Annotated in this window: 7 protein-coding genes and 1 pseudogene; 4 read left to right on the forward strand and 4 right to left on the reverse strand. The window is 67.1% G+C overall.

From position 1 onward, the window contains the following. The 3 genes from tssG to tssA all read left to right on the forward strand — a co-directional run. Nucleotides 1-473, forward strand: a 473-nt coding sequence (gene tssG, locus JYJ84_RS17025) for a type VI secretion system baseplate subunit TssG (protein ID WP_205189311.1), incomplete at its 5' end; no start/stop codon positions are given. 44 nt (nucleotides 474-517) lie between these two features. Further along, complete coding sequence (gene tssH / locus JYJ84_RS17030; RefSeq protein ID WP_175222770.1) at nucleotides 518-3,187, forward strand: type VI secretion system ATPase TssH; 2,670 nt, start codon at nucleotides 518-520, stop codon at nucleotides 3,185-3,187. Between the two features lie 41 nt (nucleotides 3,188-3,228). Beyond that, a complete protein-coding gene (gene tssA, locus JYJ84_RS17035; RefSeq protein ID WP_122944334.1) occupies nucleotides 3,229-4,350 on the forward strand; it encodes a type VI secretion system protein TssA in 1,122 nt (373 codons plus the stop codon). A gap of 81 nt (nucleotides 4,351-4,431) precedes the next feature. On the opposite strand, the gene JYJ84_RS17040 is transcribed toward tssA, so the two are convergent. From JYJ84_RS17040 to JYJ84_RS17055, 4 genes are all read right to left on the reverse strand, one after another. Next, on the reverse strand, nucleotides 4,432-5,394 hold the full coding sequence (locus JYJ84_RS17040; protein WP_175222769.1) for an OmpA family protein: 963 nt from the start codon (nucleotides 5,392-5,394) through the stop codon (nucleotides 4,432-4,434). Nucleotides 5,395-5,398: 4 nt separating this feature from the next. Further along, on the reverse strand, nucleotides 5,399-6,388 hold the full coding sequence (tagF, locus tag JYJ84_RS17045; RefSeq protein ID WP_122944336.1) for a type VI secretion system-associated protein TagF: 990 nt from the start codon (nucleotides 6,386-6,388) through the stop codon (nucleotides 5,399-5,401). Continuing rightward, complete coding sequence (tssM, locus tag JYJ84_RS17050; RefSeq protein ID WP_175222768.1) at nucleotides 6,385-10,332, reverse strand: type VI secretion system membrane subunit TssM; 3,948 nt, start codon at nucleotides 10,330-10,332, stop codon at nucleotides 6,385-6,387. Before tssM ends, tagF begins: the two co-directional genes overlap by 4 nt. Nucleotides 10,333-10,633: 301 nt before the next feature. After that, entirely contained in the window at nucleotides 10,634-11,479 is an 846-nt protein-coding gene (locus tag JYJ84_RS17055; protein ID WP_122944338.1) for a M15 family metallopeptidase, read from the reverse strand. Nucleotides 11,480-11,600: 121 nt separating this feature from the next. On the opposite strand from JYJ84_RS17055, the pseudogene JYJ84_RS17060 reads away from it, so the two are divergent. After that, a pseudogene (locus tag JYJ84_RS17060) lies at nucleotides 11,601-11,823 on the forward strand (phage tail protein); the annotation flags it as partial.

Consider the following 11,823-nt stretch of genomic DNA (forward strand, 5'->3'; position numbering starts at 1 on the left):
CGCTGGCCGCGCGGCACCGGCCGATGTCGGCCGCGTACCTGCAGCGCACGCTGTCCGACTATTTCCGCGTGCCGGTGAAGATCGACCAGTTCGTCGGCAAGTGGTACGACGTGCCGCCCGACCAGCTGAGCGTGCTCGGCGAGGTCAACGCGGTGCTCGGCGCGACGGCGCTCGTCGGCGAGCGCGTGTGGCAGCGCGACATGCGCGCGCGGATCGTCGTCGGCCCGCTGTCCAAGCGCGACTACGAGGCGTTCCTGCCCGGCGGCGCGCAGGCCATCGCACTGGAGCGGATGCTGACGCTGCTCGCCGGCGTCACGCTGGAATACGAGGTGAAGCTCGTGCTCAAGCGCACCGAGGTGGGCGCGAGCGTGCTCGGCGCGGGTTCGCGGCTCGGCTGGGACGCGTTCCTCTGCACGCGCGACGCGGTCGAGGATCGCTCCGACGCCCGCTACGAGCTGCACGTGATTCACTGATTCCGAACGACAACAAACACGCAATCGAACCTGAGATCGACGCCATGAGCACGCCTCTGAAGACCCTGATCACGAAACTGAACCCGCTGTGCCGCCACGCGACCGAGCGTGCGGCAAGCGCGTGCCTGGCGCGCGGCCACTACGAAGTCGATCTGGAGCACCTGTTCCTCGCGTTGCTCGACGAAGCGACGGGCGACCTGCCGCTCGCACTGCGCGCGAGCCGCGTCGATCCGCACGCGCTGCATGCCGATCTCGAGCGCGAACTGACGCGCCTGAAGACGGGCAACACGCGCACGCCGGTGTTCTCCGTGCACCTGATCGCGCTGTTCGAACAGGCATGGCTGATCGCGTCGCTCGACTCGCAGCTCGGCCGCATCCGTTCGGGGCACCTGCTGCTCGCGCTGCTGACCGCGCCCGATCTCGCGCAGTTCGCACAACGGATGTCGTCGCAGTTCGCGGAAATGAACGTGACGGACCTGAAGCACAAGTTCGACGAGATCATGGCCGGCTCGAGCGAAGCCGAGCCGCGTCAGGCGGACGACGAAGGTAGCGACGTCGCGCCGGCCGCCGACGGCATGGCACCCGCGGCCGGCCCGTCGAAGACGCCTGCGCTCGACACGTACACGACCAACCTCACGCAGCGCGCACGCGACGGCAAGATCGACCCGGTGATCGGCCGCGAAGCCGAGATCCGCCAGGCGATCGACATCCTGATGCGCCGCCGCCAGAACAACCCGATCATGACCGGCGAGGCCGGCGTCGGCAAAACGGCGGTCGTCGAGGGCCTCGCGCTGCGCATCGCGGCCGACGACGTGCCGCCGCCGTTGCGCGGCGTCGCGCTGCACGTGCTCGACATGGGGCTGCTGCAGGCCGGCGCGAGCGTGAAGGGCGAGTTCGAGAACCGCCTGAAGAGCGTGATCGACGAGGTGAAGAAGAGCGCGCATCCGATCATCCTGTTCATCGACGAGGCGCACACGATCATCGGCGCGGGCGGCCAGGCCGGCCAGAACGACGCGGCGAACCTGCTGAAGCCGGCGCTCGCGCGCGGCGAGCTGCGCACGATCGCGGCGACGACGTGGAGCGAATACAAGAAGTACTTCGAGAAGGATGCGGCGCTGGCGCGGCGCTTCCAGGTGGTGAAGGTCGAGGAGCCGAGCGAGCCGCTCGCGGCCGCGATGCTGCGCGGGATGTCCGGTCTGATGGAGAAGCACTTCAACGTGCGGATCCTCGACGACGCGATCACCGAAGCCGTGCGCCTGTCGCACCGCTACATCAGCGGCCGCCAGCTGCCGGACAAGGCGATCAGCGTGCTCGACACCGCGTGCGCGAAGGTCGCGCTCGCGCACAGCGCGACGCCGGCGGCGATCGACGACACGAAGAAGCGCATCGAGCGGATCGATGCGGAAATCGCGTCGCTGGAGCGCGAGGCGGCCGGCGGCGCGTCGCACGACGAGCGGCTCGGCGAGCTGCGCGGGGCGCGCGACACGGCGCTCGAACAACTTGCGAAGGACGAAGCGCGCTATGAAGCCGAGCGCGCGATCGTCGCCGAGATCACCGTACTGCGCGACACGCTCGACAAGGCGCGCGGCCCGTCGGAAGACGGCAAGCCGTTCGACGTGCAGCTGGCGCGCGACAAGCTCACCGAATGCGTCGCGGCGCTGCATTTGGTGCAGGAAGGCGAGCCGATGGTGCCGCTGCAGGTCGACGGCCACGTGGTCGCCGAGATCGTCGCCGCGTGGACGGGCATTCCGCTCGGCCGGATGGTGAAGGACGAGATCGACACCGTGCTGAACCTGCAGCCGCTGCTCACCGCGCGCGTGATCGGCCAGGACCATGCGCTCGACGCGATCGCGCAGCGCGTGCGCACCGCGACCGCGAACCTCGAGGATCCGAACAAGCCGCGCGGCGTGTTCATGTTCGTCGGGCCGTCGGGCGTCGGCAAGACCGAGACGGCGCTCGCGCTGGCCGACATCCTGTACGGCGGCGAGCGCAAGATGGTCACGATCAACATGAGCGAGTACCAGGAAGCGCACAGCGTGTCGGGCCTGAAGGGCTCGCCGCCGGGCTACGTCGGCTACGGCGAAGGTGGCGTGCTGACCGAGGCCGTGCGCCGCAACCCGTATTCCGTCGTGCTGCTCGACGAGGTCGAGAAGGCGCACCCGGACGTGCTCGAGATGTTCTTCCAGGTGTTCGACAAGGGTGCGATGGACGATGCGGAAGGGCGCGAGATCGACTTCCGCAACACGCTGATCATCCTGACGTCGAACGTCGGGTCCGCCGCGGTGATGCAGGCATGCCTGAACAAGCCGGCCGAGGAACTGCCCGATCCGGATGCGCTCGCGGAGACGCTGCGCCCGCAGCTGTACAAGACCTTCAAGCCCGCGTTCCTCGGGCGGATGAAGGTCGTGCCGTACTACCCGATTTCCGACGACGTGCTGGCCGAGATCATCGAGCTGAAGCTCGAACGGATCCGCCGCCGGATCGAAGCGAACCACAAGGCCGCGTTCGAATGGGACGAATCGCTCGTCGATGCGGTGCTCGCGCGCTGTACCGAGGTCGATTCGGGCGCCCGCAACGTCGACCACATCCTGAACGGCACGCTGCTGCCGGAGATCGCGGGCCACGTGCTCGGCCGGATCGCCGACGGCGAGGCCATCGCGCGCATCGCGGTGCGCGCGGACGAGGCCGGCGAATTCACGTACACCGTCGAATGAGCGCGGCCGCGCAACACAAGCATTGATGAACTGACCGAACCATGCCGATCAATCTCCCCGAGCTGCTGACGCCGATCAGCGACGCGTCGCCCAGCGGCGACGACCTGCTGTTTTCGAACGAATTCGACGCGATCCAGGACGCGCGGCGCTACGACGATCCGACGCTCGACCAGGGCGAATGGGTGACCGAGATCAAGGAGGCCGACTGGGGCTTCGTGGTCGACCATGCGGGCGCGCTGCTGCGCACGCGCACGAAGGACCTGCGGCTCGCCGTGTGGCTGACCGAGGCGCTCGCGCTCGAGGACGGCATCACCGGCCTCACCGAAGGCTATGCGCTGCTCGAGGGCCTGTGCCGCGACTTCTGGGACACCGTGCACCCGCTGCCCGAAGACGACGACATCGAGCACCGGCTCGGCAACGTTGCGTGGCTGTCCGGCCGCACGGCCGAGCTGCTGCGCGCGGTGCCGATGACGGACGGCGCATCGAACGCGTTCAGCACGCTCGACTGGGAAGTGGCGCAGCACGTCGCGCAGGCCATCAAGCGCGACCCCGAACACGCGGACGAGATCGCGCGCGGCAAGCCGTCGATCGAGCAGATCGATTCGTCGCGGCGCGTGACGTCGATCGCGTTCTACACGGCGTTGCTCGCGAACCTGAAGGCGTTCGAATTCGCGCTCGATGCGTTCGAGGAACGGCTCGTCGAGCGCGCGGGCGATTCGGCGCCGAGCTTCCGGCAGGCGCGCGACGCGTTCGAGACCGTCTACCGGCTCGCCGAGCGCTTTGCGCGCGAGCAGGGCTACACGGGCAGCGCGCCGCACACGCAGTCGGCATCGCAGGCGCAGCCCGAACGCATCGAGCCGGTGTTCGGCAACCCGATCCAGACGGAGGAGACTCACGTGCAGCCGCAGCCCGTTCCGCGCGCCCCGGTGACGCAGATGATCGCCGGCATCCAGAACCGTGCGCAGGCCGTCGACCAGTTGCGCGCGGTCGCCCGCTATTTCCGCCAGACCGAGCCGCACAGCCCGGTCGCGTACCTCGCCGACAAGGCCGCCGAATGGGCCGACATGCCGCTGCACAAGTGGCTCGAGAGCGTCGTCAAGGACGACGGCTCGCTGTCGCATATTCGCGAGCTGCTGGGCGTGCGGCCCGACGAGCAGTCGTAAACGCAAAACGGGCGGCGCATCGCTGCAGCCGCCCGTTATCCCGCGCCAGGTTGCGCCTCGCGGAGCAACCTGTGCCGTCCGTTACTGCCCCACCCGGAACTCGATCCGCCGGTTCCGTGCCCGCCCATCCGCCGTATCGTTCGGCGCGATCGGCTGATCCGGCCCGACGCCCGTCGTGGTCATCTGCTGCGGCTGAATGCTCTTCGTGATCAGGTAGCCCTTCACCGCATCCGCGCGCGCCTGGCTCAGCGCGATGTTCGACGTGCGGTTCCCCGAGTTGTCGGTGTGGCCGATGATGTCGACCGTGCGGTTCTGCATCTTCGCGAGCGCGGCCGCCATCTGGTCGAGGATCAGCTTGCCCTGCGGCGTGAGCGTCGCGCTGCCGGTCTCGAACTCGATCGTCCGGTTCGCGAGCGTCTGGTCGAGCACGCCCTGTTCGGACGCCGACACGCGCAGCCCGTTCTTGATCGTGTACGTCGGGTTCAGCGTGTTCGCCATGTCGCTCGCGAGCTGCTGGCGTTGCGCTTCGTTGTGCACCTCGCCCTTCATCTCGATCTGCGTGCCGTTGATCTTCAACTGCCCCTTGCTGATCTGCTTGAGCTGCGCGCCGAGCAGTTTCTGCACGTTCGCGCTCCAGTTCGGCGGCGTTGCAACGTCACCCACTTCGATCTGGTCGACGACGTTCGTGGCGCCGTAGGTGTCGCGCAGCTTTTGCAGCACGGCGGCCTTGGTCGCCTCGTCGGGCACCTTGCCGCCGACGACCACCTGGCCGGGCGTCGCGGTCGCGGGCGGTGGCGTGAGGGTGCTCGCGGTGCCGGCCGTGCCGTGGATGACGGCGCCGGAGGCCGACCCCGGTGCGGCGCCGGTGTTCGCGGACAGCGCGGTCGTCGTGACCGTGCCGTTGCCGACCGGCGTGACGGTCGCGCCGGTGTTCTGCGCGAGGGCCGCGCCACTGGCGAACAGCCCGGCAGCGAGAAGGGTGGCGACGGCGGGCGAGAGCGCGGCCGAAAAGCGCGTGCGCCGGTCGTGAATCGTGCGATGCATCCCGTCAGCCTCCGATGAACGCTTCGCGGAACGCGTCGATGGCGACGCGCAGCGAGAGTTGCGGTTGGTCGAGGTAGCTGACGAGCTTGCTGATCTGGTGATCGTTTTGCGCATGGGCGTCGATCCACTCGGGATCGTCGATGTCGATGTTGTGGGCGGCGTAGGTCTGCGGGTCGACGACGCTCAGCAGCGTCTTTGCCGACGCGCCGTTGAAGCCGATGATGAGCCGTTCGCGCTCGGCGATCGTGCCGATGAAGATCGCGAGCTCGAAGTCGGCCTGCGCGACGAACGGCGCGATCAGTTCGAGCCAGAACGCGGCGACGAGGCTGCGGTAGAACGGATCGACCGGCAGCGGCAGCGTGAGGCCGCGCTCGATATGCGACGAGCCGCTCTGCATCACCGGCCGCAGCAGCGAGCCGAGCGCGAGCATCGCGCCGCGCAGCCGCACGGGATGACCGCTTTCGAGCAGCATCTCCTGGAGGCCGTACAGCGACTGGTGTTCGACGAAATCGTTGAAGGTGCCGTCATGCGATGTGCCGGGGCCGCCGACGTCGATCGGCACCTGCGTGTCGCCGAGCGCCTGCAGTGCGCCGGGCGGCTCGTCCTTGCCGAGCAGCGGCGGGATCTGCGTGGCGACGCGCGACCACAGCCGCGCGAACGCGAGCGGGCTGCGCGCGAGGAACGCGAGCGGCCGGTCGACCTCGAGCGCGGTTGCGCCGAGGAACGGGAAGCGGCGCATCGACACGTCGTGGCTCGCGACCATGTGGCCCGCGATCGCGAGCCTGCTGCGCGAGCCGAGGAACGCGAAATGCATCGGCTTCGCATCCTCGTAGACGAGCTTCCAGCGCGGATCTTCCGCGAGCAGTTCGAGCGCCTGTGCGATCCAGTGGTCGAGCGTCTGCAGCAACTGCGGGTTGTGCGGGCTCTTCACGAAGTCGCCGCGCGACGGAATCTTGCCGAAGTAGGCGATTTGCGCCTGTACGGTTTGCGTCATTGCGCCCCCTGGGCATTCGTTGCGTTGGCGGCCGCGACGGCCGGCGCTGCGGCCGGCGTGCCCGTGCCGGCGGACTGGGTCGCGTTCTGCGCGGCACCCGCGCTCGCGTCGGCGACCGACGACGGCAGCTGCAGGCCGCGCAGGCTCTGCTGCTGCGGCTGGTCACCGCCACCGCCGGACGGCTGCGACGTGCTGATGATGCGCATCGTCACCGACACGTTCACGCTGCCCTGCGCCCACGTCAGGTCGAAGGTGCCGTCCGGACGGCGCTTGCGTTGCGCCGAGTTGATCAGCTTCTCGAGACCGTAGCGGCCCGGCTCGTTGACGAGCTGCACCGTGCGGCCGTCGAAGGTCGTCGCGGACAGCGTCGCGCCCGGCGAGCCCTGCGGGTTCGGCCACACGAAGTTGGTCCACTGCGGCGGCGTGTTGCGGTAGCGCAGTTGCTGGCCGTCGATCGCGATCGTGTATTCCGTCGTGCCCGTGCTCGGCTGCGGCAGGATCTGGAACACGGTCTGCGGCTCGGACGACGCGGCCGCGCTGCCGGCCGCCCCGCCGGCGAGCGGCGCGACCCAGCGTGCGAAGCCGTTCGTGAAGTCCGGCGTGAGGCCGATGCCCATGTCGCCCCACGTGCGGGCGGCGAGGGTATCGCCGCGGCGCACCGCGAGCGGCCCGAGCGTCGTGCCGACGAACTTCGCGATCGAACCGTCCGGACCGAACACCTGCGCGATTTCACCGGCGCCGGCCTCGACCTTCGCGCTCGCCGCGAACGGGTACTTCGTCGCGAGCGAGTTCTGGAACGGCTGGTAGACCTGCGCGTTCCACACCTTGTTGACTTCGGCGCTGGCCGGCTGGATCACGACCGCGAACGCCTGCATCAGCGGCCGCACCAGCAGCGGACGCAGCGACTTGCGTTGCGAATCGGTGAGGCCCGTCAGCATCTGCTCGTCGACGAGCTTCAGCGAATCGGCGAGTTCCGAACCGTTGCCGTCGAGCGTCTGCTGCATCAGCTGGCGCGCGCCCGGGCCCGGGTCGCCCTGGTTCTTGATCACGTTGAAGCGCGTGCGGACCTTCGACAGCGAATCCATGTAGCCCTTGAGCATCGACGTGCCGTCGTGCGTCGCGACGATTCGCGCGAGCCCGATGAACTCCTGGCCGATCGGACCCATCGGCACCTCGGCCGGATTGCCGTTGATGTCGATGTTGGCGGCCGCCACCTGGCCGGCCTGCGAGCGCGAGAACAGTTGCTTGACCCAGTTCACGACGCCCGTCTGCGCCTTCTTGATCGTCACGTTCGCGAGCGACGGGTTGTCCCACGACGTCTGGTCGTACGCGGTCTCGAGGATCTTGCGGATCGGCGAGTCCTGCGGGTCGCCGAGGCGGTTCATCCCGTCGACGGCCTGGCCGAAGCTGGTGAAGCCCTGTACCGCGATGCCCTGCATGAACTTCTGCCAGTGCTGCGCGTATTCGGTCTTGTACATGCCGACGAGCGTCTTCTGGATCTGCTCGGGGCTGCCTTCGAGCGTCAGGTCGTCCTGCGTCGACGTGTTCAGCACCCAGTCCTTCGCCTGCAGTTCCTTGGTCGCCGCGTCGCGGATCGCCGGCTGCACGTAGTCGAACCACGCTTCGCGCGTGAACGTGCCGGGAATCGCGTAGCTGCCTGCCACGAGCCCCTGGTTGCCGTCGCCGACGATGCGCGCGATGGTCATCGGCGCGAAGCGGGTCGACGCGCGTGCCTTGATTTCCTCGTACACGCGCTGGCGGGCCGGCATGCCGCGCACGACGTGGCGCAGGTTCTCGCGGGTCTGGTCGACGAGCGCGAGGTTCGCGTCGATCATCGGCCAGTCGTCGTCATTCACGCGGGACAGGTAGAACGAGATCATGCGTTCCGCGCTCTTGATCATCTCGTCACGCGGCATGTTGCCGCGATTCGTCTCGAGCCAGCCGCGCCAGAAGCGGGCGAGCTGGTCGGTCAGGTGCGCCTGCTCGACGTGACGCTTGTCGGACAGCATCAGGTACGTCTTGAGCGCGTTGTACGCGTCCTGCACGTTGGTCGGCGACGCATCGCTGTAGAGGCCGCCCTGCGGTGCGGCCGGCTGCTGCGCGGCTGCGACGGGTGCGGTGCCGGACGCGGCCAGTGCGGCACCGGCCTGCGGCGCGGCGCCTGCCGCGTTGGTCGAGACCGGCATCGTGCCACCCTGCACGGCGCCCGATTCGGGCGGGCGCGTCATCGGGACGAGCTGTTCGGGGTGCGCGTTCACGTCCTTCATGAACGACGCGAGGTTCTGCGACACCGGGGCCAGCAGGATCTGGCGCACGCCGTTGTAATACTCGGTCAGCAGGTGCTGCTCGAGACGGTCGCCCTGGTACAGGCCGAGCGACACCGACAGCGGCTTGTCACGGCGGAACTGCTCGAGCTGCTCGATCCGGTCTTCGAGGATGTCCATCGCCTGCAGGCGCGACTGCAGGTCGTTGCGGCCCTGCTGCAGGCGCGTGACGTTGTCGAGGTCGGCCTGCACGTTCGTGACGAGCTGCTGGTTGCCGATCGTCGACCAGGTCCAGCCGCCCAGCGCGAGCGCGAGCGCCGCGACGAAGCCGAAGAAGGTTGCGTAGCGCAGCCGCGTCTTGGTCGGGCTCGCGAACTGCCGCACCGTCTGGCGATCCGCGAAGATCACCTTCGAGAACAGGTCGCGCAGGAAGAAGCCGTTCTTCGAGAACGCACTGTGCGGCTTCGGCAGCGCGGCGCCGTCGAGGCCGAAGCGGTGCGCGATACGCTGCGCGGCCGCGCTGTTGGTTTCGCCTTCCTGCAGCGCGCTGGTGAAGTAGAAGCCGCGGAAGATCGGCTTGTACTGGAACGGGTTGTTCTCGAACAGCGTCGCGAGGAACGCGCGCAGCGACGGCTTGATCGTCGAGAATTCGAGCGGGAAGCTCAACTGGCCCGGCGACAGCTGGTTGCCGCGCGACAGCGACAATTGCGCGACGCTGATCTCTTTCAGCCCTTCGTAGAGTTCCTCGAAGTGCGTATCGAACTGCGCGACGACGTCGCGCTTGTCGTCGGGCTCGTAGGGCAGGGTGGCGCCCCACACGCGGTCGTATTCGTGCTTGTCGCTGCTGCTGAAGAATTCGGTGAAGCCGGTGATCAGGTCGGCCTTCGTGAACATCACGTAGACCGGCGCGAACACTTCGAGCTTCTCCGTCAGCTCCTGAACGCGCTGGCGGAGGTTTTTCGCGAGGTTGATCGCAAATTCGGGGCGGTTGCCGGTGAGTTCGGCGATGCTCGCGGTGACGATGATGCCGTTGATCGGCGCCTTCGGGCGATAGCGCTTCAACAGGCCGAGGAAGCCGAGCCATTCGCTGCGGTCTTCTTCATGCACCGAATAGCGGCCGGCCGTGTCGAGCAGGATCCCCTCGGTCGTGAAGAACCAGTCGCAGTTACGCGTACCGCCGATGCCGTGGATCACGGCGCTGTTCTTGTCCGCGAACGGGAACTGCAGGCCGGAATTGAGCACGGCGCTGCTCTTGCCCGCGGCCGGGTTGCCGATGACGATGTACCACGGCAGTTCGTACAGCGCGGAGCCGCCCGACACCTGGCCGATCTTCGACGTCTTGATCGTCTTCACCGCGTCCGACAGGCGCGTGCGCAGCACGTCGAGGTCGGCGGTCTTCGAGTCGGGCGCGAGCGCGGCGGCGGCGGGCGCGGCGATCTTGCCGGTTTCCGCCTGCTCTTCCAGCACCTGGCCGAGCTGCTGGTTCGCGCGCTTCACGCGCCAGCGGCGCACCAGCGCGACGACGAGCCACAGCGCGAGGATCGCTGCAAAGGCGATCGCCGCCCACAGGAGCGGCAGCTGCAGCATGTCGGCGACGATGAAGAGAATGGCCGCTAGCGCGACGATCCCGACGATCGAGAGCGTACGCGGATGAGTCAGCACGTTGAGGATGCGTTGCATAGGACGTTCAGGTTCCGGTGCGATTCGGTGAGGCGACGCAGGCGCGCCGAGCGGCAAGGGTGGCGCCGCGATGTGTCGCCACGCTGTCAAACGGGATGAAGGGGGCTGGCATCAATGCGCCCGCGGCATCGGAGAAGGCGCGCGCATTAATGAAAGGACGCTGTGAGATTTAAAACGGAAGCGGCGGCCGGAAAAAATCGCGCACCGGAATGCATGATTTTTTGCGCCGCCCATATCGTTTCCTGCCGGGATATTAAAAAGCCCCATGCCGCCCTCATTATTTCCTGTCCGGCAGCCTTGGCTAGCTGCCGCGTCCCAGTTTAAAACCGGGTTTATGGTATTCCACGTGCCCGAGATCCATCATTTTCCAGCGGCCGCCCCAGGTCAGGCCGACCTGTTCGGCGACCTGGCCGTACAACTGATAGCCGCGCATCGCCCACGGATCTTTCTCGGAAATGACCAGTTTGCCGTCGCGCAGGAATGCGTTGTCGGCCGCCAGCCCGAATTGGTGATAACTCTGGAAGGCCGCCGCGTTGGTCACGCTACCGCCCATCTGCGCAAGCCGGTTCTGCCGTTCCGGGCTCCGATAACCTTCCAGCAACGCCATTTCATAACCATATTGTTCGTGCATGATCTTGTAGACCAGCAGCAAACGCGTACGGAAATCCGGATCCAGCAGGTTCCAGTCGCGGCTCGCATCCTTCAGCGCCGGGCGTACCTGTTCGACTTCCTTGGTGGCGAAGACTTCCGGCGGCAGCGGCGGGGGCGGCACGAGTTGTTCGCCCTGCAGCAGCGCGGCGATCTTCTCGTCGGGCACGCGCGCCGTGTCGTCGTACTGGAACAATTGCCGGCCGCGTAACGCAATGGCGACCAATGGCGGCGTCGCAAGAATACCTGCCGATACCATAATCATCAAGCGCCGCCGAATCAGTAAATTTTGCACGTCGTTTAAAGCACCGCGCGTAACGCTTGCCGATTTAACAATCTGACTTCGCGTACGCGTGGCGCGATCGTTCGCACGGCGCGTGAGACGGCCGTGAAACTGGGCGACGGATTCGAAAACGGTCGCGCGGATACCCGGTAAAAGCAACAGTGCCGCAACCGCTACGGCAAGGGCGAAATAGGCGACGAGTGCGACGGCAATCAATGAAATCCCCGGAAATTGGAATTGATTGTGTTTTGCAATGCTTGCTCTTAGAATCAGGCTGCTTCGAGAGGCCGGGCTATATTATCGCGGTGAATTAAACCAGGATTCAATGAGACGCTGAATGAGTGCGCCGGAAAATTCAAATTCGAAATCTCCGCCCAGCCTGCTGTCCGATACCAAACCGGCAGGCGACGGAAGAGCTCAGCAGTCGCGCATTCTCGCGAATCTGGAAGGACGTGTCACGCCGCCGGCCGAACCGCCGCGCCGTTCGCTGAAGGCCCCGATCGCCGCGGTCGTGGCCCTGGTGGTTGCCGTTGGGAGCTGGGGCGCGTGGCGCGTGCAGC

This window comes from Burkholderia sp. LMG 13014 (assembly GCF_905232215.1).
Classification (GTDB): domain Bacteria; phylum Pseudomonadota; class Gammaproteobacteria; order Burkholderiales; family Burkholderiaceae; genus Burkholderia.

Coding starts and splice junctions, on each gene's coding strand:
- tssH (WP_175222770.1), top strand. CDS start 518: ATGAGCACGCCTCTGAAGACCCTGATCACGAAACTGAACCCGCTGTGC.
- tssA (WP_122944334.1), top strand. CDS start 3,229: ATGCCGATCAATCTCCCCGAGCTGCTGACGCCGATCAGCGACGCGTCG.
- JYJ84_RS17040 (WP_175222769.1), bottom strand. CDS start 5,394: ATGCATCGCACGATTCACGACCGGCGCACGCGCTTTTCGGCCGCGCTC.
- tagF (WP_122944336.1), bottom strand. CDS start 6,388: ATGACGCAAACCGTACAGGCGCAAATCGCCTACTTCGGCAAGATTCCG.
- tssM (WP_175222768.1), bottom strand. CDS start 10,332: ATGCAACGCATCCTCAACGTGCTGACTCATCCGCGTACGCTCTCGATC.